This window comes from Pseudomonas sp. AK-TSAG1-1 (assembly GCF_056821665.1).
Genome location: NZ_CM165965.1, coordinates 5,863,172 through 5,885,844, shown reverse-complemented (window position 1 = coordinate 5,885,844; position 22,673 = coordinate 5,863,172). Strand labels below are relative to the sequence as shown.

Genomic DNA, 22,673 nt, shown 5'->3' with positions numbered 1-22,673 from the left:
TTCCAGAGTAATTGCTTTCATAGTATGAACTCCATGTTCAGTGATATTGGGTGTCACCTCGTGGTGACAACTTAATCATAGTTTGTAATGAGTTATTGGCAAGTGATTATTAAGTAGGAAAATTCCAGTAATTTTGTCAGAGTGGTCGCGTAGTCAAAGCATATTTGTAAGTTATAGAGTGTTAAATCGAATGCGCAGGGAAATTTCCTTCAATTGTTCGAGAAGTTATGTGTAGGACGATAGAGAGAGAACAGGCATTCGGCGACGTTGCATCGCCAGACAACAAGCGGGGAGCCCTTGGGCTCCCCGTTTTTGTGCCAATCAGCTGTTAGGCAGCAGGCGGCAGGTGATGCTCTTGATGTAGCGGGTTTCGGCGATGGCCGGGTGGATCGGGTGATCCGGGCCTTGACCGCCGCGTTCGAGCAGCTGGATGTTACGGTCCAGATGACGGGCGCTGGTCAGCAGGATGTTCTGCAGATCATCTTCCGGCAGGTGCATCGAGCACGAAGCGCTGACGAGGATGCCGTCCTTGGTGAGCAGGCGCATGGCTTGCTCGTTCAGGCGACGGTAGGCGCCTTCACCGTTTTTCATGTCTTTCTTGCGTTTGATGAACGCTGGCGGGTCGGCAACGATCACGTCGAAACGCTCTTCGCTGGCCTTGAGCTCTTTCAAGGCTTCGAACACGTCGCCTTCGATGCAGGTCATCTTGTCGGCGAAGCCGTTCAGCGCAGCGTTGCGTTCAACGCCGTCGAGGGCGAAGCCCGACGCGTCGACGCAGAACACTTCACTGGCGCCGAACGCCGCCGCCTGCACGCCCCAGCCACCGATGTAGCTATAGAGGTCGAGGACGCGTTTGCCTTTGGCGTAGGGAGCCAGGCGGGCGCGGTTCATGCGGTGGTCGTAGAACCAGCCGGTTTTCTGGCCTTCGATGACCGGCGCTTCGAACTTCACGCCGTTCTCTTCCAGTGCCACCCACTCCGGCACCAGGCCGAACACGGTTTCGACGTAACGGTTGAGGCCTTCGGCATCACGGGCGGCAGAATCGTTCTTGAACAGAATGCCGCTTGGCTTGAGCACTTGGGTCAGTGCGGCGATCACGTCGTCTTTATGCGCTTCCATGGTCGCCGAGGCGATCTGGACCACCAGAATGTCACCGAAACGGTCGACCACCAGACCTGGCAGCAGGTCGGAGTCGCCGTAGACCAGGCGGTAGAACGGCTTGTCGAACAGGCGCTCGCGCAACGACAGGGCCACGTTCAGGCGGTGCACCAGCAACGATTTGTCCAGCGGCAGTTTGATGTCGCGCGACAGCAGACGCGCGCAGATCAGGTTGTTCGGGCTCATGGCGACGATGCCCAGCGGCTTGCCGCCGGCGGCTTCGAGAATCGCCTGATCGCCGGCCTTGAAGCCGTGCAGTGGCGTGGCAGCCACATCGATTTCGTTGCTGTAGACCCACAAGTGGCCGTTGCGCAGGCGACGGTCGGCGTTGGCTTTGAGGCGCAGGCTAGGCAGGGACATGACGTCGCTCCGGAAAAAAGAGCGGGAGTATACCGTGTTGGGACTGGTGCCGGGATTGGAGAGCGATGAAACGCTGATGACGCCTTCGCGAGCAAGCCTGCCCCCACATTTGCACGCATTCCAATGTGGGAACGAGCCTGCTCGCGAAAGCGATTTTGAATGCTACGCCGACAGCGCGCTGATCAGTTCCTTGCTGAACGCCGGAATATCGTCGGGCTGGCGGCTGCTGATCAGATTGCCGTCCTTGACCACTTCTTTGTCGACCCAATTGGCCCCGGCATTCACCAGATCATCCTTGACCGTCTTGTAGCTGGTCATGGTCTTGCCGTTGACCAGCCCGGCGGAAATCAGCAACCAGCTGCCGTGGCAGATCACCGCAATCGGTTTGCCGGCGGAGGCTCCGGTCTTGACCAGGTGCTGGGCATCCTGGTCGATGCGGATGGTGTCGGAGTTCTGTACGCCGCCCGGCAGGACGATCGCGTCGTACTGCTCGCTGCTGGCGCCTTGGAACGTCTGGTCGACCTTGAAGTCGTCCGCCGGCTTGTCGTGGTTCCAGCCTTTGACCTTGCCGGCCTCGGCGGAAAGGATGTCGACCCGGGCGCCGGCTTGCTCCAGTGCCTGCTTGGGACCGGTCAATTCGACCTGTTCGAAACCGTCTGTTACCAAAATGGCGATGCGTTTGCCGTTGAGGGAAGTGGCCATCGATAAGCTCCTGAGTCTGCGGGAATTTGCCGCCGCACGGGATCGGGGTGATCCCTTGGGCATTACAGATTCCGAAGCCGTGGCCTGAATGAAAGTTCCTGACAATTGCCCACTGGTGTGTCGTCGCGCGGTTTTTAGAGGTTAGAATCGCCGCCTGTCCCAGAGTGTGTACTTATGTCCCAAGAGCTGACCACCGAACAGATTCAACAATCCCTGCAAGGCATCAGCGTGCCCGCGCAGCCGCAGATCATGGTGGATCTGCAAATGGAGCAGTACATGCCCGACCCGGACCTGGAGGTGATCGCCAAGCTGATCTCCCAGGATCCTGGCTTGTCCGGCTCGCTGCTGAAAATCGTCAATTCGCCTTATTACGGCCTGAGCAACAAGATCACTTCGATCCAGCGCGCGGTGAATCTGTTGGGCAGCCGCTCGATCATCAACCTGATCAACGCGCAGTCGATCAAGGGCGAGATGAACGACGACACCATCGTCACCCTCAACCGTTTCTGGGACACCGCCCAGGACGTGGCGATGACCTGCCTGACCCTGGCCAAGCGCATCGGCACTCAGGCCGGCGATGAGGCCTATGCCCTGGGCCTGTTTCACGATTGCGGGGTGCCGTTGATGCTGCAACGGTTCCCCAACTACATGTCGGTGCTGGAAAAGGCCTACGCCAATGCCAGCGCCGAGTGCCGGGTGGTGGACACTGAAAACGCCGAGTTCAACACCAACCATGCAGTGGTCGGCTACTACACCGCCAAGTCCTGGCGCCTGCCGGAGCACGTCAGCGCGGCCATCGCCAATCACCACAATGCACTGGCGATTTTCAGCGATGAGTCCTCGCGCAACAGCCAGCTGAAAAACCTGTTGGCGATCCTCAAGATGGCCGAGCACATTTGCGCCTCCTATCGGGTACTGGGTAACCAGACCGAGGATTTCGAATGGAACGCTGTCGGCCCGCTGGTACTCGATTACGTGGGGCTGTCGGACTACGATTTCGAAACGCTCAAGCAAACGATCCGCGACCTCGGCGCGCATTGATTCGAGGACACCATGCCTGAACTGCCGGAAGTCGAAACCACCCGCCGGGGCATTGCCCCGCACCTGGAAGGCCAGCGCGTCAGCCGGGTGATTGTGCGTGATCGCCGGCTGCGCTGGCCAATCCCCGAAGACCTTGATGTGCGCCTGTCCGGGCAGCGCATCGTGTTGGTCGAGCGGCGGGCCAAGTACCTGTTGATCAATGCCGAGGTCGGCACCTTGATCAGTCACCTGGGGATGTCGGGCAACCTGCGTCTGGTAGAGGTCGGGCTGCCGGCGTTGAAGCATGAGCACGTCGATATCGAGCTGGAGTCCGGGCTGGCCCTGCGCTACACCGATCCGCGGCGCTTCGGCGCGATGCTGTGGAGCACCGATCCGCTCAATCACGAACTGCTGATTCGCCTCGGGCCGGAACCGTTGACCGATCTGTTCGACGGCGAGCGCCTGTTCCAGCTGTCGCGCGGGCGTTCGATGGCGGTCAAACCGTTCATCATGGACAACGCGGTAGTGGTCGGTGTCGGCAACATTTACGCGACCGAAGCCCTGTTCGCTGCCGGGATCGACCCGCGCCGCGAGGCCAAGAGCATCTCCCGGGCGCGTTATCTGAAGCTGGCCATCGAGATCAAACGCATCCTCGCCGCTGCCATCGAGCGTGGCGGCACCACGTTGCGTGATTTCATCGGTGGCGACGGGCAGCCGGGGTATTTCCAGCAGGAGCTGTTCGTTTATGGCCGTGGCGGTGAGCACTGCAAGGTCTGCGGCACCGGCCTGCGCGAAGTGAAGCTCGGTCAGCGGGCCAGTGTGTTCTGCCCGCGCTGCCAGACCTGAAGCAAAAAGCTGAAAAGGTCCTACGGTCTATAGTGAGTTGTCTCACTGTTCAGCCCGAAGGATCGTGCCATGAAGCCCCTGCAAGTCCTGCTCATTGCGCTGCTGTTGTGTTCCAGTCTGCCGACCCGGGCGACGGAGGGCGGCAGCGGTGACCCACGCTACGCGATTCAGAACCCTCCGGCCTACGCCATGATTGGCGATTTGCTGATCGCCCGACCGTTGCTAGTGGTGGCGACGGTACTGGGTGCGGGGGTGTTTGTGGTGTCGTTGCCGTTTACCGCGCTGGGTGGCGGGGTGAGCGATGCGGGGCAGGCGTTGGTGGTCGACCCGGCGAAAGCAGCGTTCGTGCGCTGTCTGGGGTGTACGGGGGAGGGGTTCGAGCAGCGGGAGTGAGCTGATCCCGTTGTGCGGTGTTGTTGGCGGCCCCTTCGCGAGCAAGCCCGCTCCCACAGTTTGAAATGCATTCCAGTGTGGGAGCGGGCTTGCTCGCGAAGAGGCCCGGAAGCGCGCTACAAAACGGCCAGATCAGGCCTTGCCAGTAATCTTGCGGTACTTCTCCATCAACTGTTCTTCAGTCTCCGGATGCGCTTCGTCCAGCGGAATGCAATCCACCGGGCAGACCTGCTGGCACTGCGGCTCGTCGTAGTGGCCGACGCACTGGGTGCACAGGTTAGGGTCGATCACATAGATCTCTTCGCCTTGGGAAATGGCGGCGTTCGGGCACTCGGGTTCGCAGACGTCGCAGTTGATGCAATCGTCGGTGATGATCAGGGACATGCTAACTCCAGCCGGGGCGGCAGGCCCGGGCGCTATAAATCAATGCGCGTAATTGTGCCGCATTGGCGCCCGCAGTGCACGCGGGCGCCGTTTGAACGGTCGTTACTTCTTAAAGCGCAGGGTCAGGGCATCGGCCACGGCCGGGTGCACGAACTTGCTGATGTCGCCGCCCAGCGCCGCAATTTCCCGCACCAGGGTCGAGGAAATGAACGAATAGCGTTCGGACGGGGTGAGAAACAGGCTCTCTACGTCCGGGGCCAACTGGCGGTTCATGTTGGCCAGCTGGAATTCGTATTCGAAGTCCGACACCGCGCGCAGACCACGCAGGAACACATTGGCGTTCTGCTCTTTGGCGAAATGCGCCAGCAGCGTCGAGAAGCCGACCACTTCCACGTTTGGCAGGTGTTTGGTGACCTCGCGAGCCAGTTCGACCCGTTGTTCCAGCGGGAACAGCGGGTTTTTCTTGGGGCTGGCGGCGACCGCAATGATCACGTGATCGAACAGGCGCGAGGCGCGTTCGACCAGATCGCCATGGCCCTTGGTAATAGGGTCGAAGGTACCTGGGTACAACACTCGGTTCATCGCGTCGTCCTGGCGGGAGTCCGTTGGGGAGTCGGATGGTATCGCAGCCGTCCCGGTCGGCCAAGTCGCCTGTTGGGTAAGAAAGCACTATAGACGACGCGATAAACCGGTTTTTTCACGGATTTCTCAGCCGATCGGCGAGGGCCGTCGCCAGTTGTGCGGTCAGCCCGTACACCGACAATTGCGGGTTGGCGCCAATGCTGGTGGGGAACAGCGAGCCGTCGTGAATCGACAGATTGCTCAGTTGGTGATGCCGGCCGAGGCTGTCGGTGACCGCGCTTTTCGGGTCTTCGCCCATTGCACAACCGCCCATCACGTGGGCACTGCCAAGGCGTGTGCGGTACAGCTCAAGGCTCAAACTGTCGATCAAGGTGCGGGCCTCGGCCAGGGTTTTCACGTAGCGCGCATCGGCGTGCATCGGCATCACCGCTTTGGCGCCGCCGGCAAACTGGATTTCGGCCATGCTGTGAAAGGCGCGGCGCAAGCCTTCCCAGGCGTAAGGCGAGACCTGGTAGTCGAGCACCGGCGAGCCGTCGCCACGCAACTCGACGCTGCCGCCGGGGCTGTCCGGGTGGAAACCGTCGCGCAGCAGCGCGAGCATCGCGTGGGTGCGCGGCAGGTCAGCCATGTGTTCGGCGTTCTGCTGGCCAAAGCCGCCCAGCAGTGTTGCTGCCAGAGCCGGCTGCAGCGGTGGTACTTCGAGTTTGTAGCCCATTGGGCCGCTGGTGCCGTCCTTCCATTGGAAATGATCCGAGTAGATCGACTGCGGCGCGCCGTAGAACGGATTGATCACTTCGTCGAAACGCCCGGCGGACATGTTTACCAAGTGCAGGAAGGTGCGTTTGCCGAGGCGCTGATGCGGGTCCGGCGCGTCCGAACGCAAAAGCAGGGCCGGGCTGTTGATGCCGCCACCGGCCAGCACGTAATGCCGCGCCTTGACCGTGATTTTGTACCCGGTCGGTGAGACGCAGCGCTCGTCCATTGCCACGCACTGCAGGCCGGTGATTTTGTCGCCGTTGATCAGCAGTTTTTCCGCACGGGCCAGGTACAGTAGCTCGCCGCCCTTTTCCAGTGTCGCGGGGATGGTGGTGACCATCATCGATTGCTTGGCGTTGGTCGGGCAGCCCATGCCGCAATAGCCGAGGTTCCAGCAACCGCGCACGTTGCGCGGGATCACGTGCCAGCTATAGCCGAGTTGCTCGCAGCCCTTGCGGATCACGTCGTTGTTGGCATTGGGCGGAACCCTCCACGGTGCGACGCCCAGACGCTGCTCCATTTTCTCGAACCACGGCGCCATCTCGGCCGGGCTGTGGCCTTTGACGTTGTGCTCTCTGGCCCAGTGTTCGAGGGTCGGCTCCGGGGTGCGAAAGCTCGATGTCCAGTTGATCAGCGTGGTGCCGCCCACCGCGCGGCCCTGGAGGATGGTGATCGCGCCGTCCTTGCTCATGCGGCCGATGCCTTCCTGGTAAAGGCTGCTGTAAGCCTTGTCTTCGAGCATCTTGAAGTCGGAACTGGTCTTGAGCGGGCCTTCTTCGATCAGCAGCACTTTGTAGCCGGCGGCGCTGAGGATTTCTGCCGTGGTGCCGCCACCGGCACCGCTGCCGATGATGGCCACGTCGGCTTGCAGCGTCAGGTCGTCGGTCAGTTGTGCGCCGTTGTAGGTTTTCCAGCCACGGGCGAGGCCTTCGCGGAACGGGTCGGGTACAGGCATCGATCAGGTTCTCTTGTTCTTGTTGTTCTTGTGGGCCCCTTCGCGAGCAAGCCCGCTGCCACAGGGGAATGCATTTCAAAATGTGGGAGCGGGCTTGCTCGCGAAAGGCGCGGCGCCGATTTCAGACGGTAGGCGGTCCCGGGTAGCCGCAATGCCCCCAAGAATCTGCGCGGGTGTACCAGGCCATCATCACCATTTGCTGCAGGGAACTGTGGCCCATGCGCAGCAGGCTCAATGAGCTGTTCTGCCAGCGTTCGAGGAAGTGGCGCATCGCCTCGGGACTGGCGTTTTCCCAACTGCCCCAAATGCCCGTGAGCGGCCCGCGGGTGACCGCCATGCCGAGCACGTCGAACAACTGCCGAGTGAGTTTGAGCATCTCCGGCGACAGGTGATCGAGGCTGTAGTCGAGCGACTTGAGGGTGCCATCGATGGCAGCGGGCATTTTTTCGCTCGCCACGGCGCCGTCGAGCATCACCGGAATCAGGGCGCGCAGGAACAACAGGTCGCCGTCGCGCAAAGCGACGAAGCCGCTGGCTGCGACACTCGATGAGCAGCCACTGAGGCTGGCGCCAAGGCCGGCGGTAGCGAGAAACGCAGTGGCGCCGAGGCTGAATTTCAGCAGTCCACGGCGCGACAGGGCAGGTGTTTCGGTCAGGCTTGGGTGCATTGTTGTTATTACCCGGCGGTGACGACGATTAGCGGATGAACAGCTTCTGGATCAGTTTCTGAATCGATTTGCCGTACGGCGGGTAGATCAGTTTCGCCGCGTTGAAGCGCTGTTTGATCAGCACACCCTTGGCCTTGCTGAAGGTCAGGAAGCCTTCGTGGCCGTGATAGTGGCCCATGCCCGACGGGCCGATGCCGCCGAACGGCATGTCGTCCTGCGCCACATGCAGCAGGGTGTCGTTCAGGCACACGCCGCCGGAGTGGGTTTCGTGCAGCACGCGGTTCTGTTCGCGCTTGTCGTAGCCGAAGTAGTAAAGCGCCAGCGGACGAGGCCGCTGATTGATGTAGGCAAATGCCTGGTCCAGATCCTGGTACGGCACGATCGGCAGCAGTGGGCCGAAGATTTCATCCTGCATCACGATCATTTCGTCAGTGACGTTCAGCAACAGGCTGTGCGGCATGCGCCGGCCCTGACCCTGGTCGAACAGCGGGATCAGCAGCGCGCCCTTGCTGGTGGCGTCGCTGACATAACTGTTGAGCCGGGCCAGTTGGCGCTCGTTGATGATCGCGGTGTAGTCCGGGTTGTCGGCGAGGGTCGGGTAGAAGCTGTTGACCACCTGACGATAGGCTTCGACGAACGCGCCGACGCGGTCTTGCGGCACCAGCACGTAATCGGGGGCGACGCAGGTTTGTCCGGCGTTGAGGGTTTTACCGAAGGCGATGCGTTCGGCGGCGTCCTTGAGCGGTACGTCGCGGGAGACGATGGCCGGGGATTTGCCGCCCAGTTCGAGGGTTACCGGGGTCAGGTTTTGCGCCGCGGCGCGCATCACGTGTTTGCCGATGCTGGTGGCCCCGGTGAACAGCAGGTGGTCAAAGCGCAGACAGGAAAACGCCACGCCGATGTCCGACTCGCCGAGCACCACGCACACCAGGTCTTCGGGGAAAATCCGCGCGAGCAGGGCCTTGAGCAGCAGGCCGGTGGCGGGCGTCGATTCGCTGAGCTTGAGCATCACCCGGTTGCCCGCCGCCAGTGCGCCGACCAGCGGGCCGATGGCCAGATACAACGGGTAGTTCCACGGGACGATGATGCCGACCACGCCGAGTGGTTGATACACCACTTTCGCTGACGCCGGCTGAAAGGCCATGCCGACTTTGCGCCGCGAGGACTTCATCCAGCCCTTGAGGTGCCGACTGGCGTAATGAATGCCGTGCAGGCTGGGCATCAGCTCGGCGAGCAGGGTTTCATCGGCGCTGCGATGGCTGAAATCCGCGCTGATAGCGTCGATCAGGGCCTGACGCTCATCGCTGAGCAAGTCGCGCAATGCCTTGAGCCATTGCTGACGCTGGGCCGCTGGTGGCATCGGGTTGGCGGCATAGGCGGTGCGCTGTGCCGCGAACAACCGGTCAAGCTCTTCCAGCGGCTGTTGCAGCGTTTGCAGGTAAGCAATGTCGGCAGTCATCGTCTGCTCCGGATTTATTGTAGTGAGGACTTTTTAGAGTCTATGCTCTACAAAGTCAAATGACTTCCCGACACAGCTTTGTTTTATCCATTTCCGGTTAGGTCGTAAGATGCCCCTCACCGCACTCTGAATTAAAGCTCAAGCCATGGCCCCACGAATAAAAACCAGCGAGCGCATCGTGCAGAACAGCCTCGAACTGTTCAATCAGCAGGGCGAGCGCAGCATCAGTACCAACCACATTGCGGCCCACATGGAGATTTCTCCGGGCAACCTGTACTACCACTTCCCCAACAAGCAGGCGATCATCGCTGTACTGTTCAGTGAGTACGAAAGCCTTGTGGACAGCTTTCTGCGCCCGCCGCAGGGGCGTGCCGCCACGGTCGAAGACAAGCGCTATTACCTCAAGGAACTGCTGTCGGCGATGTGGGGCTATCGTTTTTTGCATCGCGATCTGGAACACCTGCTCGACAGCGACCCGGACCTGGCGGCGCGCTACCGGCGTTTCTCCCAACGCTGCGTGATCCAGGGCATGGCGATCTACGAGGGATTTGTGGCGGCCGGCATTCTCAAGATGGATCGGGTGCAAATCGAATCCCTGACGATCAATGCCTGGATCATCCTCACCTCCTGGGTGCGCTTTCTGTGCACCACCCGGGAAAACTCCAACCACCTCAGCGAGCAGGCCATCAAGCGTGGCGTGTATCAGGTGTTGGTGCTGGAAGCCGGGTTCGTCACCGATCAGGCCCGTGAAGAGGTGAATGCCTTGTTCGACGAGTTTTACGTGCCGCTGGCCCAGGCCCTCGAGGAAGGGCAGTAACCCATTTCGAAGTCGCTCACAGGAGTCCGTTATGCCGATTGCGCAACTGATCAGCCCGAACGCACTGGATGCCCGCAAGGAGCAGCCGGGGCTGGTGATTCTCGATTGTCGTTTTGCCCTCGAAGACCCGGACTACGGGCAGCGCAGCTATGCCGAAGGGCACATTGCCGGCGCCCGTTTCGCCGACCTTGAGCGCGACCTCAGTGGCACGGTCATCAAAGGCGTGACCGGACGCCATCCGCTGCCTGAGCCGGCGGCGTTGATCGAACGCCTGCAAGCCTGGGGCATCGATGCCGACAGCGATGTGGTGCTTTACGACGACGGCCCCGGCGCCTACGCGGCCCGGGCCTGGTGGTTGCTGGCGTGGCTGGGCAAGCGCGACGGCGTGTTCATTCTCGACGGCGGTCTCAAAGCCTGGCACGCAGCCGGTCTGCCGCTGAGCCTGGATGCGCCAGCGGTCAGCCGGGGCAACTTCAGCGGTCAGCCGGACCTGAAACTGCTGCTGAGCGCCGAGCAATTGCAGCAACGCCTCGCTCAGGCGTCGCTGACGTTGCTCGACGCCCGCGCCTTGCCGCGCTTCAAGGGTGAGGTGGAGCCTATCGACCCGATTGCCGGGCACATTCCCGGTGCGCAATGCGCGGCGTTTACCGAGAACCTGGGTAGCGACGGGCGCTTCCTGCCGGCGGATCAGCTCAAGCAGCGGTTTGCCGCGAAACTCGGTGATCGCTCGCCTGCGGAACTGGTGGCTTATTGCGGTTCCGGGGTGACGGCGTGTCACAACCTGTTTGCGCTGTGCCTGGCGGGTTATCCGTTGGGTACGTTGTATGCCGGGTCGTGGAGTGAGTGGATCAACGAGCCTTCCCGCGGAATCGCCACGGGCGAATAACCACTGCCAATCCCCCCTGTGGGAGCGGGCTTGCTCGCGAAGGCGGCGCGTCAGGCATCAGTGATGTTTGCTGATACACCGCTTTCGCGAGCAAGCCCGCTCCCACAAGGGTTAATCGTCACCGATAGATTGTCGGGCGCTGCGATACGCCGCCGGCCCCACGCCATACACCTGCTTGAACTGCCGGCTCAGATGACTCTGATCGGCGAAGCCCAACTGCATGGCGACCTCCACCGGCAGGCAACCGTGCTGCAATAAACCCCGTGCAGTGGCGATGCGCTGCTGCATCAGCCAAGTGTGCGGCGGCATGCCGGTGGCGCGGCGAAATACCCGGGCGAAGTGGAAGGGCGACAGGTTCACCGCCGCGGCCAGTTCTTCCAGCGACGGCGGTGCGGCCAGTTGCGCATGCAACAACTCCTTGGCCAGCACCACCGCGCGGTGTTCCTTGCCCGGCTTGCCGTTGATTTGCACTGCCGCATGGCGCTGCAACAGCAGCATCATCATCTCGCGCCACACCGTCTGCTGTTGCAGCGCGCTGGCCGGACTTTCCAGCAGGCGATGCAACTGACAGAAACCGTTGACCAGATCCGGGTCGCGGTACAGCGTCGCGCCAAATGCCGGCAGTGGTGCGGTGGGCAGTTCCAGTTCCTCGAGCAAGGACACGATCTGCCCGGTATCGGGGTAAAACGCCCGGTACAGCCAGCCGTCCTCGGTGCCTTTGTGGCCGGTGTGCAATTCGTCCGGGTTGATCAGCACCAGGGTGCCGCTGCCAGCCAGGTGTTCGGCGCCGCGATAGCGATAACGCTGGGCGCCGGCCATGATCATGCCGATCACGTAGCCGTCGTGGACGTGCGGGGCGAAGCGATGATCGATGTAGCGTGCCGACAGCAACTCGACCCCGGCCAGTGGCGCGGTTTGCCAGAAACGGATCGACTCGCCCTGATCGCTCATGGCGTCACGCCGGCCAGCCATTGCGGGATGCGCCGTTCCAGGTAGTAACCAGGCTGGCGGAAGGTGCCATCGACAAACCCGACATGCCCACCCTTGGCCTGCAGCTCGAACTGCGTAGTGGCGGACAACTCCTCGGCCGTCGGCAGACTGTGGGGGAATACGAAGGGGTCGTCGGCGGCCTGAATGATTAGCGTCGGCGTGCGGATCTCACCGAGAAAGTAGCGACTCGATGCCCGGCGATAGTAGTCCTCGGCATCGGTGAAACCGTGCAGCGGCGCGGTGACCCGGCCATCGAAGTCCCAGAAGGTGCGCATGTTCTCCAGCGAGCCGAGCGCCGCCAGTGCCGCCAGGCCATCCGCACGGCCGTCGTGTTGGAACTGGCGTTGCTTGTTCTTGATGTAAGCGACCATCTCACGCATGAAGTGCGCCTGATAGACCTTGGAGAAACCCTGGCCGATGCGGTCGGCACATTGATCGAGGCGAAACGGCACCGACACGGCGACCGCACCGAGCACGCCGCTGTCGCTGCCGGTTTCTCCCAGATGCTTGAGCAGTACGTTGCCACCCAATGAATAGCCGACCGCATACAGTGGTGCTAGCGGCCGTTGGGCGCGCAGATGTTTGATGGCTTCGGCGAGGTCTTCGCTGGCGCCGGAGTGGTAACTGCGCGGTAGCAGATTGGGTTCGCCGGAGCAGCCGCGCCAGTTCAGCGCGACACTGGCCCAGCCCTGCGCGGCGAGTGCAGCCTGGATCCCGGCAACATAAGGCGAATTGGACGAGCCGGTCAGCCCGTGCAACACCAGCACCAGAGGCGCCTCGGCGCTGTGCGGGCCATGCCAGTCGAGATCGAGGAAGTCACCGTCGTCCAGCCATAGGCGTTCGCGCTGGCGGTCAAGGTGTACGGTGTTGCGCCACAGCGGCCCCCACAAGGTTTGCAGGTGCGGATTGCCGAGGCCGAAGGCGGGGCTGAAGCGTTCTGAAGAAGCGGGCACGATGGTTCTCGATGCAGCGTGGCGAGCCTCGGTTGAGGCGCGCCACTTGTTCAGGCCGGTCGGTTAACCGGCGATCTCTGCCATACGTTGCCACAACGCGTAGTACACCCGCCCGGATTTCTGCTCGCGGTGCAGGCGCCAGTTGCCCGGCAGGCCCAGCGTCGAAGGCGCGGTCTCGCTTTCAGTGTAGATCCACGAATCGGGCGCGAGCCATTGGCGTTCTTCCAGCAGGGTGCAGACGGCTGGCAGCAGGTTCTGGTTGAACGGCGGATCGAGAAACACCAGGTCGAACGGCGTGGCGACCTGGGTTTCCAGATAGCGCAGAGCGTCGGCGGTCTGCACCTGACCGTTGGTGCAGCGCAGGGTGCCGAGGTGTTCCTTCAGACTCGACACGGCGATGTGGCTGGCATCCAGCGCCTGCCCCATGGCCGCGCCACGGGACAGAGCCTCAAGAAACAGCGCGCCACTGCCGGCGAACGGATCCAGCACTTTGGCGCCGGCTACATACGGCGCGAGCCAGTTGAACAGGGTTTCACGCACGCGGTCCGGCGTCGGGCGCAGGCCCGGTGCATCGGGGAAGCTCAGTTTGCGGCTGCGCCATTCGCCGCCGATGATGCGCAGTTGGTTCACACCGTTGTGGACGTTCTGCGCAGGTTTTTTAGGACGAGTAGCCATTAATGCTCCGGAACCCCGAGCGGTTGCTCGGCAGGTTTATCAGATGGGGCCGGTAACGGCTTTTGCGGCACGGTCGGGCCAGCGCTGACGATGACCATTTTGTCCGTGCTCAGGTGTTTGTTCATCGCGTCTTTGACCTGCTCGACAGTCAGGCTCTGGGACTGACGCATGAAGTCATCCAGATAGCTCAACGGCAGATTATAGAAGCCCATGGCGCCCAGTTGGCCGACGATATCGGCATTGCTCGCGGTGGACAGCGGGAAGCTGCCGGCCAGTTCGCGCTTGGCGTCGTCGAGTTCTTTCTGGGTCGGGCCGGTCTTCAGGTAATCGGCAAGCACGTCCTGCACCAGTTTCAGCGTGCCTTCGCTCATTTGCGCGCGGGTCTGCAGGTTGATCATGAACGGACCACGGGCCTGCATCGGGCTGAACCCGGAGTAAACGCCGTAAGTCAGGCCGCGCTTCTCGCGCACTTCGCTCATCAGACGGGTGCCGAAGCCGCCGCCACCGAGGATCTGGTTGCCCATCGACAGCGCTGCGTAGTCCGGGTCGTCACGGTCGATGCCCAGTTGCGCGAGCAACAGGTTGGTCTGCTTGGACGGGAACTCGATGTGGCCGATGCTCGCCTTGGGTTCCTGCGGCTGAGCGATCTTCGCCAGCGCCGGGCCTTTGGGCAGGGCGCCGGAGACCTGATTGGCAATCACCTCGGCCTCGGCGCGAGACAGGTCGCCGACCAGCGCGATCACCACGTTGCCGGCCGCATAGGCCTTGGCGTGGAAATCACGCAGTTGCGCCAGGGTGATCTTCGGTACGCTCTGCGCATTGCCGTCGCTGGAATGCGCGTACGGGTGGTCGCCGTACAAACGCGACATCAGCTCGAGGCTGGCGAGTTTGCCGGGGTTCTGTTTCTGGTATTCGAAACCGGCGAGCATCTGGTTCTTGATGCGCGCAAAGGAATCGGCCGGGAACGTCGGTTTGCCCACGACTTCGGAAAACAGCTTGAGTGCCGGCTCGCGTTGTTCGGCGGCACTCAGGCTGCGCAGCGAGGCCAGCGCCATGTCTTTATAAGCGCCGTTGCCGAAATCCGCGCCCAGGCTTTCGAAACCCTGGGCGATGGCGCCAACGTCCTTGCCGGCCACGCCTTCGTTGAGCATGGCATTGGTCAGGATTGCCAGGCCCGGTGCGTTGCCGTCCTGGCTGCTGCCCGCGGCGAAGATCAGGCGCATGTCGAACATCGGCAGTTCGTGGGCTTCGACGAACAGCACTTTGGCGCCTTCGGCAGTATTCCAGGTCTGCACATCGAGCTTGCGACTGGCCGGAGCCTTGCCGTCGAGTTCGGCCAGCGATTGCAGCTTCTGGCTGGTCTTGGCGTTATCCAGCGCTTCGCTGGCGTCGGTTTTGGCGCCGGGCATCAGGTAAAACGCGGCGGAGCCGATCACCGCAACGGCGATCAGGCCGAGCAGCAGGCGTGGGGATTTGCGCTCACTCATGAGTCGTCTCCAGTGGCAGGACGTGGGCGACGCTGAGACGTTCGCGGGTGAAATACAGCTTGGCGGCGTTCTGGATGTCTTGCGGGGTCACGCTTTCCAGATCGGCCAGTTCGGTGTCCATCAGTTTCCACGACAGGCCTACGGTCTCCAACTGGCCGATGGCGGTGGCCTGGCTGGTGATCGAATCACGTTCGAAAACCAGACCGGCGATCACTTGTGCACGCACGCGCTCCAGTTCTTCGGCGGACGGCGCGGTGGATTTCAGCTGTTCCAGCAGTTTCCACAAACCGGCCTCGGCTTGCGCCATGGTCTTTTTCTTCTGGGTGTTCGGTGTCGCCGACAGGGTGAACAGGCTGTCACCCCGGGTGTAGGCGTCGTAGCTCGACGAACCGCCGGACACCAGCTCTTCGCCGCGCTCCAGTTGCGTCGGGATGCGTCCGCTGTAGCCGCCGTCGAGCAGCGCCGAGATCAGACGCAGGGCGTTGACCGAGCGCTTGTCTTCAGCGGTGGCGATGCTTGGCACGTTGAAACCGAGCATCAGGCTGGGCAGTTGGGTCTGCACATGCAGGGTGATCTGGCGTTCGCCAGGTTCGGCCAGCTCCAGCGGTTTCTTCGCTGGCGGCACGTCACGCTTGGCGATCGGTCCGAAGTAGCGCTGGGCGAGGGTCTTCACTTCGTCCGGGGTGACGTCGCCGACGACCACCAGCGTGGCATTGTTCGGCACATACCAGGACTGATACCAATGACGCAGCTCTTCGACCTTCATCCGGTCCAGGTCAGCCATCCAGCCAATGGTCGGCGTGTGGTAGCCGCTGGCCGGGTAAGCCATCGCCTTGTAGCGCTCGTAGGCCTTGGACATCGGCTTGTCGTCGGTGCGCAGGCGGCGCTCTTCCTTGATGACTTCGATTTCCTTGGCGAACTCGTCAGCCGGCAGGCGCAGATTGGCCATGCGGTCGGCTTCCAGTTCAAACGCCACGCCCAGCCGGTCGCGGGCCAGTACCTGGTAATAAGCGGTGAAGTCGTCGCTGGTGAAGGCGTTCTCTTCAGCGCCCAGATCACGCAGGATCAGCGAGGCTTCGCCGGGGCCGACTTTTTCGCTGCCCTTGAACATCATGTGCTCAAGCGCGTGGGACAGACCGGTCTGGCCCGGGGTTTCGTAGCTGGAACCGACCTTGTACCAGACCTGCGACACCACCACCGGCGCGCGATGGTCTTCGCGCACGACGACCTTGAGGCCGTTGTCGAGGGTGAATTCGTGAGTCGGTTGCGGGTCGGCCGCCAGGGCCGAAAGGGGCAGGCAGACTGTACTGAGCAGCAGGCCTGCAGCGCGGCGGGCTAGAGCATTCATTCGTTTTTTAACCTGTTGGGCTGCCCGCTTGGTCTTAGCCTAGGCGGGCGAGGAGGTGCTAGGATACTGATCCGTTTTACTGGCGGCCACGCCTATCAGGCCACTGATCGGTCTATAGGTTGTATGGGTTTCCGGCAGAAGCTTTGAGTTTGTCAGCTAAACTCTGCGTTTTCGCCGACGATGCCGTTCCAGTCCTTCGTATTAATCGACCTTTGAGGTGCCTGTGGCGCCTCGACAAAATGTTGCGCGTGAACAAGCTGGATGAAACACAGTCTGTTCTGCATCGAATATTTATTTGCCGGGGCGCCCTTATGGCGCGTCGCTACCGTGAGATAGCCGTCCTCCATGTTTGGTTCCAACGACGACAAGAAGACCCCAGCTGCGGCTGGCGAGAAGAAAAGCCTGTTCGGATGGCTGCGTAAGAAACCGCAGGAACCCGTCGTCGAACAGCCGCCTGCGATTCCTGAGCCAGCCCCGGCGCCAGTAATAGAAGAAGAGCCGGCGCCGATCGTTCTACCGATTGCCGAGCCGGTGCTGCAGCCGGCTGAACCTGCACCAGAGCCTGAAGCGCCGGTGGCGGCTGAATTGCCGTCGATTCCGGCGGCTGAGCCGTGGCTGACCTTGCCGGTAGCGGAAGAGCCGGTGGCATTGGTCGAAGAGGCCGCGCCGCACATCACGCCAGTGATTCCTGCGCCTGCCGCGTTGGTGCCTGAAATTGCTCCAGCGCCGGTGGTTGAGCCGGTTGTCGAGCCTGCGCCGATTGTTGCCGAACCTGTTGCTCCGGTGTTTGTTGCCCCGGTTGCCCCGGTCGTCCAACCCGCCGAGCCTGCACCTGCACCTGCACCTGCACCTGCACCTGCACCTGCACCGGTTATCGCTGCGCCAGCCGCGCCGGTTGAGTTGGTGGCTGAAACTCCGGTCGACGCCCCGCGCACCGAAGCAACCAAAGCCGGTTTCTTCGCCCGCCTCAAACAAGGCTTGTCCAAGACCAGCGCCAGCATCGGCGAGGGCATGGCCAGCCTGTTCCTCGGCCGCAAAACCATCGACGACGATCTGCTCGATGACCTCGAAACCCGTCTGCTGACCGCTGACGTCGGTGTCGAAGCCACCACGCAGATCATCCAGCGCCTGACCCAGAAGGTTGCCCGCAAGGAACTGGCCGACGCCGAAGCGCTGTACAAATCCCTGCAGGCCGAGCTGGCCGCGATGCTCAAACCGGTCGAACAACCGCTGAAAATCGCCTCGCAGAACAAGCCATTCGTGATTCTGGTGGTTGGCGTCAACGGCGCCGGCAAGACCACCACCATCGGCAAACTGGCGAAAAAGCTGCAACTGGAAGGCAAGAAAGTCATGCTCGCCGCCGGTGACACGTTCCGCGCCGCTGCCGTTGAGCAACTGCAGGTCTGGGGCGAGCGCAACAAGATTCCGGTGATCGCCCAGCACACCGGTGCTGATTCGGCTTCGGTGATCTTTGACGCCGTGCAGGCCGCCAAGGCCCGTGGCATCGACGTGCTGATCGCTGACACCGCCGGTCGTCTGCACACCAAAGACAACCTGATGGAAGAACTGAAGAAGGTGCGCCGGGTGATCGGCAAGCTCGACGCCGACGCGCCGCACGAAGTGCTGCTGGTGCTCGACGCCGGTACCGGCCAGAACGCCATCAACCAGGCCAAGCAATTCAACCAGACCGTCGAACTGACCGGCCTGGCGCTGACCAAGCTCGACGGCACCGCCAAGGGCGGGGTGATTTTCGCCCTGGCCAAGCAGTTTGGCCTGCCGATCCGCTACATCGGCGTCGGTGAAGGCATCGACGACCTGCGTACCTTTGAGGCCGAACCCTTTGTCCAGGCACTGTTTGCCGAGCGGGAGCGTTCATGATTCGTTTCGAACAGGTCGGTAAACGCTACCCGAACGGTCACGTCGGCTTGCATGAGCTGAGCTTTCGAGTCCGTCGTGGCGAGTTTCTGTTTGTCACCGGCCACTCCGGTGCCGGTAAGTCCACGCTATTGCGCCTGTTGCTGGCGATGGAGCGACCGACCAGCGGCAAGCTGCTGCTGGCCGGGCAAGACCTGAGCACCATCAGCAACGCACAGATTCCGTTTCTGCGCCGGCAGATCGGCGTGGTGTTCCAGAACCACCAGTTGCTGTTCGATCGCACGGTGTTCAACAACGTCGCGCTGCCGTTGCAGATTCTCGGGCTGTCCAAGGCCGAGATCGCCAAGCGTGTCGATTCGGCACTGGAGCGCGTGGCGCTGTCGGATAAAACCGATCTGTACCCGGGCGACCTGTCCACCGGTCAGCAACAGCGCGTCGGCATCGCCCGCGCCATCGTTCACCGCCCGGCTCTGCTGTTGGCGGACGAACCGACCGGTAACCTCGACCCGCGTCTGGCGGCCGAGATCATGGGCGTGTTCGAAGACATCAACCGCCTGGGCACCAGCGTGCTGATCGCCAGTCACGACCTGGCCCTGATTGCGCGCATGCGGCACCGCATGCTGACCCTGCAGCGCGGCCGATTGATCGGCGACGGGGAGGCCGGCGTATGAGTGCGACACGCAGTCCGAAGGTTTCCGAGCGCGTGGCCCCGAAGGCCGCTGACCCGCAACCGCCGAAGAAGAAAAAACACGACGATGACGACGGCCCGGACTTCTCCACGCTGTTGCGTTCGTGGATCGAAAGTCACCGCGCCAGCCTGCTCGACAGCCTGCGTCGCCTCGGCAAGCAGCCAATCGGCAGCTTCTTCACCTGCATGGTGATGGCCGTGGCGTTGAGCTTGCCGATGGGCCTGTCGCTGCTGATCAACAACGTCGAGCGTCTCGGCGGCTCTTGGCAGCGTGCGGCGCAGATTTCGCTGTATCTGCAACTGGACGCCACGCCGGATCAGGGTGAGTCGTTGCGCGAACAGATCAAAGGCATGCCCGGTGTGGCTGATGCTGAATATGTCGGCCGCGATCAGGCGCTGGAGGAGTTTCAGCAGCAGTCCGGTCTGGGCGAAGCCCTGCGCGAACTCCCGGAAAACCCGCTGCCGGGCGTGGTGCTGGTAACCCCGAAGGAGGTCGACAAGCCGACTCTGGAAGCATTAAGACAAAAACTTTCCGAGCTGCCCAAGGTACAACAGGCGCAACTTGATCTAGTCTGGGTCGAGCGTCTGGCCGCCATCCTCAAGCTCGGCGACCGGTTTGTCTTCGGTCTGACGGTGTTGCTGGTTTCTGCATTACTTTTGGTGATAGGCAATACCATTCGTCTTCATATTGAAAACCGCCGCACAGAGATAGAAGTGATTAAACTCGTCGGCGGCACCGACAGCTACGTGCGTCGTCCTTTCCTTTATATGGGCGCGTTGTATGGCTTCGGTGCGGGGGTTCTGTCCTGGGGGGTGCTGGCGTTCGGCCTTAACTGGCTGAATGACGCGGTAGTTGGACTGGCCGGCTTGTACGGCAGTGATTTCGCGCTGGCCGGAGTGCCAGTTGCCGACGGTCTGTCGCTCTTGCTTGGCGCGGTGCTGTTGGGTTATATCGGTGCATGGATTGCAGTCGCACGTCATCTCAGGGAGCTGGCGCCGAAGTAGAATCTTTTTTGCGCGTGATTGACCTTGCGGTTTTTTTGGGAACTTGTACTTGAATTCCCGGTCAATTTTTCGCAGTGCCGAGAGGCACGAGTATGTAAGTGGGAGGTTTTTTCGCATGACCAATTCTTTGCAACCTGCGTACGCGTTGGTTCCGGGTGCGAACCTGGAAGCTTATGTGCACACCGTCAACAGCATTCCTTTGCTGACGCCGGAGCAGGAGCGTGAACTGGCCGAGAGTCTCTACTATGAGCAGGATTTGGGGGCGGCTCGGCAGATGGTGCTCGCCCACCTGCGTTTTGTTGTACACATTGCCCGTAGCTATTCCGGCTACGGCCTGGCTCAGGCTGACCTGATCCAGGAAGGTAACGTCGGCCTGATGAAGGCTGTGAAGCGCTTCAACCCGGAAATGGGTGTGCGTCTGGTGTCGTTCGCCGTGCACTGGATCAAGGCGGAAATTCACGAGTTCATCCTGCGCAACTGGCGCATTGTGAAAGTCGCGACCACCAAGGCCCAGCGCAAGCTGTTCTTCAACCTGCGCAGCCAGAAGAAGCGTCTGGCGTGGCTGAACAACGAGGAGGTCCACCGTGTGGCGGAAAGCCTCGGCGTCGAGCCGCGGGAAGTGCGCGAGATGGAAAGTCGCCTGACCGGCCATGACATGGCCTTCGACCCGGCCGCAGAAGCGGACGACGACAGCGCTTTCCAGTCGCCGGCCAATTACCTGGAAGACCACCGGTACGATCCGGCGCGTCAACTGGAAGATGCCGACTGGAGCGACAACTCCAACCACAACCTGCACGAAGCGCTGGAAGTGCTGGACGAACGCAGCCGCGATATCCTCTACCAGCGCTGGCTGGCAGAAGAGAAAGCCACGCTGCACGACCTGGCGCAGAAGTACAACGTGTCGGCCGAGCGGATCCGTCAGCTTGAGAAGAGCGCGATGAACAAGCTCAAGTTGTCGATCGCCGCATAACCGGCGAGCTGGCCATAACAAAACGCCCCGATCAGCGATGATCGGGGCGTTTTTTATGGCTTGGCGCAAAAACAATGTGGGAGCGGGCTTGCTTGCGAAGGCGCCGTGTCAGACAACATCAATGTTGAATGATCTACCGCCCTCGCGAGCAAGCCCGCTCCCACTGGGGATCTTCAGCGTTATTCGGCCCAGGGCGCCCGACGCGAATCATTGAGTCCCAGTAAATAACTGGTCCCGCCCAACTGGCTCATCTGCTGCCGAATCCAGCCGGCCCGGCGCGACACGTACGCGGTTGGATGGCTGGCGCTCCACACTCGCGGATTAGGTAATACCGCCGCCAGGTAACTCGCCTGCTGACGCGACAGTGACTTGGCGCTTACACCGAAATGATGGCGGGCTGCGGCTTCGGCGCCAAACACACCGTCATCCCATTCGACGCTGTTCAGGTACACCTCAAGAATTCGCTGCTTGGGCCAGAGCACCTCGATCAGCGCGGTAAACCAGGCTTCCAGGCCTTTGCGCAGATAGCTGCGACCCGACCACAGGAACAGGTTCTTCGACACTTGCTGGCTCAAGGTGCTGGCGCCGCGAATCGAGCCGCCGAGTTCGTTGTGGGCCAACGCCGCCTGGATCGCACCGAAGTCAAAACCCCAGTGCTCGGGAAACTTCTGGTCTTCGCCGGCCATGACCGCGACTTTGAGGTCATCGGAAATCTCGTCCCACGGTTTCCAGGTGCGCTGCAGGTCGATCGGTTCGCCGTCGACCCAGGATTCGACCTTGCGCTCGACCATCAGCGCGGTCCCCGGTGGCGGCACGAAGCGAAACAGCAAAACCAGCAATACGCTGCCGCCCGCGAACCAGAGCAGGGCCTTCGTGAGACGACGCAAAAGTGAACGCAACATAGAGATGGCTTGGCCGAACCGATAGAGCGGGCCATTATACAGACCCTGCCGAACGAGTCTGACTGGAGTTCCACATGCTGCGTGGCTTTCTGATGCTGGCCGCTTTCTTTGGTTTTACCGGTGTCGCCCTCGGCGCATTCGCCGCCCATGGTCTGAAAAACCGCCTGACCCCCGAGTACCTGGCGATCTTCCACACTGGCGTAACCTATCAACTGGTGCACACCCTGGCGCTGTTCGGCGTGGCGCTACTCGCTTCGCAAATTCAGGGGCGGCTGGTGACCTGGGCGGGGGCTTCGTTCACCGTCGGCATCCTGTTGTTCTCCGGCAGTCTGTATCTGCTGACCACCACCGGCATCAGCAAGCTCGGCATCATCACCCCGTTCGGCGGCCTGGCGTTTCTGGTGGGCTGGCTGTGCCTGGGCCTCGCCGCCTGGCGGTTGAGCTGACCGGGCAGTCCATTTCACGATGAATGGCTTGGGTCGCCCAGTCTGATCGGGCTAGAATGCCAGCCCCTAAAAATGATGGCGGCCTAGCGCATGCGCATTCAGTTGAACGGCGAATCCCTTGAACTGCCCGACGGTGAAACCGTTGCGGCCCTGCTGACCCGTCTGGAACTGACCGGACGCCGGGTAGCAGTCGAGCTCAATCTGGATATCGTCCCGCGCAGCCAGCATGCCGAGACCACGCTCAACGACGGCGACAACGTCGAAGTGGTGCACGCCATCGGCGGCGGCTAGTCGCCCGGCTCGCAAGGGCACAGAATTCTGCAAGACCCTCACCCCTAAAGAGGACTCC

General features: G+C 61.8%; 25 protein-coding genes. 11 read left to right on the top strand and 14 right to left on the bottom strand.

All coding sequences use genetic code 11. The annotated features are described in order from the left end of the window. Positions 1–321: 321 nt before the first annotated feature. Both AC1UK9_RS26725 and AC1UK9_RS26720 read right to left on the bottom strand, forming a co-directional pair. Complete coding sequence (locus AC1UK9_RS26725; protein ID WP_473013842.1) at positions 322–1,518, bottom strand: class I SAM-dependent rRNA methyltransferase; 1,197 nt, start codon at positions 1,516–1,518, stop codon at positions 322–324. A 162-nt stretch (positions 1,519–1,680) separates the two neighbouring features. Further along, positions 1,681–2,220 carry a type 1 glutamine amidotransferase domain-containing protein gene (locus AC1UK9_RS26720; RefSeq protein WP_482578800.1) on the bottom strand — a complete coding sequence of 180 codons (540 nt, stop codon included), beginning with the start codon at positions 2,218–2,220 and terminating at the stop codon, positions 1,681–1,683. A 228-nt stretch (positions 2,221–2,448) separates the two neighbouring features. Between AC1UK9_RS26720 and AC1UK9_RS26715 the strand changes: the two genes are divergently transcribed. From AC1UK9_RS26715 to AC1UK9_RS26705, 3 genes are all read left to right on the top strand, one after another. After that, positions 2,449–3,261 (top strand): HDOD domain-containing protein, encoded by an 813-nt coding sequence (locus AC1UK9_RS26715; protein ID WP_177327356.1) that lies wholly within the window; start codon positions 2,449–2,451, stop codon positions 3,259–3,261. 12 nt (positions 3,262–3,273) lie between these two features. Next, positions 3,274–4,086, top strand: coding sequence for a bifunctional DNA-formamidopyrimidine glycosylase/DNA-(apurinic or apyrimidinic site) lyase (gene mutM / locus AC1UK9_RS26710; RefSeq protein ID WP_003229159.1), 813 nt, complete (start codon positions 3,274–3,276; stop codon positions 4,084–4,086). Between the two features lie 69 nt (positions 4,087–4,155). Continuing rightward, positions 4,156–4,479 carry a multidrug transporter gene (locus AC1UK9_RS26705; RefSeq protein WP_482578799.1) on the top strand — a complete coding sequence of 108 codons (324 nt, stop codon included), beginning with the start codon at positions 4,156–4,158 and terminating at the stop codon, positions 4,477–4,479. A 132-nt stretch (positions 4,480–4,611) separates the two neighbouring features. Here AC1UK9_RS26705 and AC1UK9_RS26700 read toward each other — a convergent pair whose 3' ends face one another. The 5 genes from AC1UK9_RS26700 to AC1UK9_RS26680 all read right to left on the bottom strand — a co-directional run bounded on the left by AC1UK9_RS26700 (position 4,612) and on the right by AC1UK9_RS26680 (position 9,282). After that, positions 4,612–4,863: a YfhL family 4Fe-4S dicluster ferredoxin gene (locus tag AC1UK9_RS26700; protein WP_003195146.1), complete on the bottom strand. Its 252-nt coding sequence runs from the start codon at positions 4,861–4,863 to the stop codon at positions 4,612–4,614. A gap of 102 nt (positions 4,864–4,965) precedes the next feature. Next, positions 4,966–5,445 carry a pantetheine-phosphate adenylyltransferase gene (gene coaD / locus AC1UK9_RS26695; RefSeq protein WP_003229157.1) on the bottom strand — a complete coding sequence of 160 codons (480 nt, stop codon included), beginning with the start codon at positions 5,443–5,445 and terminating at the stop codon, positions 4,966–4,968. 115 nt (positions 5,446–5,560) lie between these two features. Then, complete coding sequence (locus AC1UK9_RS26690) at positions 5,561–7,156, bottom strand: GMC family oxidoreductase (protein WP_482578798.1); 1,596 nt, start codon at positions 7,154–7,156, stop codon at positions 5,561–5,563. 121 nt (positions 7,157–7,277) lie between these two features. Further along, positions 7,278–7,823, bottom strand: a complete 546-nt coding sequence (locus AC1UK9_RS26685; protein ID WP_025112083.1) for a hypothetical protein — start codon at positions 7,821–7,823, stop codon at positions 7,278–7,280. 28 nt (positions 7,824–7,851) lie between these two features. Then, positions 7,852–9,282, bottom strand: coding sequence for a coniferyl aldehyde dehydrogenase (locus AC1UK9_RS26680; RefSeq protein WP_473013839.1), 1,431 nt, complete (start codon positions 9,280–9,282; stop codon positions 7,852–7,854). 145 nt (positions 9,283–9,427) lie between these two features. Here AC1UK9_RS26680 and AC1UK9_RS26675 point away from each other — a divergent pair, with 145 nt between their 5' ends. Both AC1UK9_RS26675 and AC1UK9_RS26670 read left to right on the top strand, forming a co-directional pair. Then, complete coding sequence (locus tag AC1UK9_RS26675; protein WP_025112085.1) at positions 9,428–10,099, top strand: TetR/AcrR family transcriptional regulator; 672 nt, start codon at positions 9,428–9,430, stop codon at positions 10,097–10,099. Between the two features lie 31 nt (positions 10,100–10,130). Then, on the top strand, positions 10,131–10,985 hold the full coding sequence (locus AC1UK9_RS26670; protein ID WP_482578797.1) for a sulfurtransferase: 855 nt from the start codon (positions 10,131–10,133) through the stop codon (positions 10,983–10,985). Positions 10,986–11,096: 111 nt separating this feature from the next. Here the strand turns inward: AC1UK9_RS26670 and AC1UK9_RS26665 are convergent, their stop codons facing one another. The 6 genes from AC1UK9_RS26665 to AC1UK9_RS26640 form a co-directional block, all read right to left on the bottom strand. Next, entirely contained in the window at positions 11,097–11,936 is an 840-nt protein-coding gene (locus tag AC1UK9_RS26665; RefSeq protein ID WP_025112087.1) for an AraC family transcriptional regulator, read from the bottom strand. Beyond that, on the bottom strand, positions 11,933–12,928 hold the full coding sequence (locus tag AC1UK9_RS26660) for a hydrolase (protein WP_025112088.1): 996 nt from the start codon (positions 12,926–12,928) through the stop codon (positions 11,933–11,935). Before AC1UK9_RS26660 ends, AC1UK9_RS26665 begins: the two co-directional genes overlap by 4 nt. Before the next feature lie 63 nt (positions 12,929–12,991). Beyond that, complete coding sequence (rsmD, locus tag AC1UK9_RS26655; RefSeq protein ID WP_025112089.1) at positions 12,992–13,603, bottom strand: 16S rRNA (guanine(966)-N(2))-methyltransferase RsmD; 612 nt, start codon at positions 13,601–13,603, stop codon at positions 12,992–12,994. Further along, positions 13,603–15,090 (bottom strand): M16 family metallopeptidase, encoded by a 1,488-nt coding sequence (locus AC1UK9_RS26650; protein WP_482578796.1) that lies wholly within the window; start codon positions 15,088–15,090, stop codon positions 13,603–13,605. The genes rsmD and AC1UK9_RS26650 overlap by 1 nt, the downstream gene beginning before the upstream one ends. Further along, positions 15,083–16,438 carry a M16 family metallopeptidase gene (locus tag AC1UK9_RS26645; RefSeq protein WP_482578795.1) on the bottom strand — a complete coding sequence of 452 codons (1,356 nt, stop codon included), beginning with the start codon at positions 16,436–16,438 and terminating at the stop codon, positions 15,083–15,085. The genes AC1UK9_RS26650 and AC1UK9_RS26645 overlap by 8 nt, the downstream gene beginning before the upstream one ends. Before the next feature lie 152 nt (positions 16,439–16,590). After that, a complete protein-coding gene (locus AC1UK9_RS26640) occupies positions 16,591–16,785 on the bottom strand; it encodes a hypothetical protein (RefSeq protein WP_025112092.1) in 195 nt (64 codons plus the stop codon). Between AC1UK9_RS26640 and ftsY the strand changes: the two genes are divergently transcribed. From ftsY to rpoH, 4 genes are all read left to right on the top strand, one after another. Then, the gene (ftsY, locus tag AC1UK9_RS26635; RefSeq protein WP_482578794.1) at positions 16,784–18,316 is read left to right on the top strand and encodes a signal recognition particle-docking protein FtsY; all 1,533 of its coding nucleotides are present in this window, start codon (positions 16,784–16,786) and stop codon (positions 18,314–18,316) included. The genes AC1UK9_RS26640 and ftsY overlap by 2 nt on opposite strands. Beyond that, entirely contained in the window at positions 18,313–18,984 is a 672-nt protein-coding gene (gene ftsE / locus AC1UK9_RS26630; protein ID WP_003229148.1) for a cell division ATP-binding protein FtsE, read from the top strand. The genes ftsY and ftsE overlap by 4 nt, the downstream gene beginning before the upstream one ends. Then, positions 18,981–20,006, top strand: coding sequence for a permease-like cell division protein FtsX (gene ftsX, locus AC1UK9_RS26625; RefSeq protein ID WP_025112094.1), 1,026 nt, complete (start codon positions 18,981–18,983; stop codon positions 20,004–20,006). Before ftsE ends, ftsX begins: the two co-directional genes overlap by 4 nt. Before the next feature lie 115 nt (positions 20,007–20,121). After that, positions 20,122–20,976 (top strand): RNA polymerase sigma factor RpoH, encoded by an 855-nt coding sequence (rpoH, locus tag AC1UK9_RS26620; protein WP_003229146.1) that lies wholly within the window; start codon positions 20,122–20,124, stop codon positions 20,974–20,976. Between the two features lie 179 nt (positions 20,977–21,155). Here the strand turns inward: rpoH and mtgA are convergent, their stop codons facing one another. Continuing rightward, positions 21,156–21,878, bottom strand: a complete 723-nt coding sequence (mtgA, locus tag AC1UK9_RS26615; protein WP_025109130.1) for a monofunctional biosynthetic peptidoglycan transglycosylase — start codon at positions 21,876–21,878, stop codon at positions 21,156–21,158. A gap of 74 nt (positions 21,879–21,952) precedes the next feature. Here mtgA and AC1UK9_RS26610 point away from each other — a divergent pair, with 74 nt between their 5' ends. Next, a complete protein-coding gene (locus AC1UK9_RS26610) occupies positions 21,953–22,324 on the top strand; it encodes a DUF423 domain-containing protein (RefSeq protein WP_025109131.1) in 372 nt (123 codons plus the stop codon). Between the two features lie 90 nt (positions 22,325–22,414). Continuing rightward, the gene (thiS, locus tag AC1UK9_RS26605; protein ID WP_025109132.1) at positions 22,415–22,615 is read left to right on the top strand and encodes a sulfur carrier protein ThiS; all 201 of its coding nucleotides are present in this window, start codon (positions 22,415–22,417) and stop codon (positions 22,613–22,615) included. Positions 22,616–22,673 lie beyond the last annotated feature (58 nt).

Excerpts from the sequence above, each read along its gene's own strand:
- AC1UK9_RS26725 (WP_473013842.1), bottom strand. The coding sequence starts at position 1,518 with ATGTCCCTGCCTAGCCTGCGCCTCAAAGCCAACGCCGACCGTCGCCTG.
- AC1UK9_RS26720 (WP_482578800.1), bottom strand. The coding sequence starts at position 2,220 with ATGGCCACTTCCCTCAACGGCAAACGCATCGCCATTTTGGTAACAGAC.
- mutM (WP_003229159.1), top strand. The coding sequence starts at position 3,274 with ATGCCTGAACTGCCGGAAGTCGAAACCACCCGCCGGGGCATTGCCCCG.
- AC1UK9_RS26705 (WP_482578799.1), top strand. The coding sequence starts at position 4,156 with ATGAAGCCCCTGCAAGTCCTGCTCATTGCGCTGCTGTTGTGTTCCAGT.
- AC1UK9_RS26700 (WP_003195146.1), bottom strand. The coding sequence starts at position 4,863 with ATGTCCCTGATCATCACCGACGATTGCATCAACTGCGACGTCTGCGAA.
- coaD (WP_003229157.1), bottom strand. The coding sequence starts at position 5,445 with ATGAACCGAGTGTTGTACCCAGGTACCTTCGACCCTATTACCAAGGGC.
- AC1UK9_RS26690 (WP_482578798.1), bottom strand. The coding sequence starts at position 7,156 with ATGCCTGTACCCGACCCGTTCCGCGAAGGCCTCGCCCGTGGCTGGAAA.
- AC1UK9_RS26685 (WP_025112083.1), bottom strand. The coding sequence starts at position 7,823 with ATGCACCCAAGCCTGACCGAAACACCTGCCCTGTCGCGCCGTGGACTG.
- AC1UK9_RS26680 (WP_473013839.1), bottom strand. The coding sequence starts at position 9,282 with ATGACTGCCGACATTGCTTACCTGCAAACGCTGCAACAGCCGCTGGAA.
- AC1UK9_RS26675 (WP_025112085.1), top strand. The coding sequence starts at position 9,428 with ATGGCCCCACGAATAAAAACCAGCGAGCGCATCGTGCAGAACAGCCTC.
- AC1UK9_RS26670 (WP_482578797.1), top strand. The coding sequence starts at position 10,131 with ATGCCGATTGCGCAACTGATCAGCCCGAACGCACTGGATGCCCGCAAG.
- AC1UK9_RS26665 (WP_025112087.1), bottom strand. The coding sequence starts at position 11,936 with ATGAGCGATCAGGGCGAGTCGATCCGTTTCTGGCAAACCGCGCCACTG.
- rsmD (WP_025112089.1), bottom strand. The coding sequence starts at position 13,603 with ATGGCTACTCGTCCTAAAAAACCTGCGCAGAACGTCCACAACGGTGTG.
- AC1UK9_RS26650 (WP_482578796.1), bottom strand. The coding sequence starts at position 15,090 with ATGAGTGAGCGCAAATCCCCACGCCTGCTGCTCGGCCTGATCGCCGTT.
- AC1UK9_RS26645 (WP_482578795.1), bottom strand. The coding sequence starts at position 16,438 with ATGAATGCTCTAGCCCGCCGCGCTGCAGGCCTGCTGCTCAGTACAGTC.
- ftsY (WP_482578794.1), top strand. The coding sequence starts at position 16,784 with ATGTTTGGTTCCAACGACGACAAGAAGACCCCAGCTGCGGCTGGCGAG.
- AC1UK9_RS26640 (WP_025112092.1), bottom strand. The coding sequence starts at position 16,785 with ATGGAGGACGGCTATCTCACGGTAGCGACGCGCCATAAGGGCGCCCCG.
- ftsE (WP_003229148.1), top strand. The coding sequence starts at position 18,313 with ATGATTCGTTTCGAACAGGTCGGTAAACGCTACCCGAACGGTCACGTC.
- ftsX (WP_025112094.1), top strand. The coding sequence starts at position 18,981 with ATGAGTGCGACACGCAGTCCGAAGGTTTCCGAGCGCGTGGCCCCGAAG.
- rpoH (WP_003229146.1), top strand. The coding sequence starts at position 20,122 with ATGACCAATTCTTTGCAACCTGCGTACGCGTTGGTTCCGGGTGCGAAC.
- mtgA (WP_025109130.1), bottom strand. The coding sequence starts at position 21,878 with ATGTTGCGTTCACTTTTGCGTCGTCTCACGAAGGCCCTGCTCTGGTTC.
- AC1UK9_RS26610 (WP_025109131.1), top strand. The coding sequence starts at position 21,953 with ATGCTGCGTGGCTTTCTGATGCTGGCCGCTTTCTTTGGTTTTACCGGT.
- thiS (WP_025109132.1), top strand. The coding sequence starts at position 22,415 with ATGCGCATTCAGTTGAACGGCGAATCCCTTGAACTGCCCGACGGTGAA.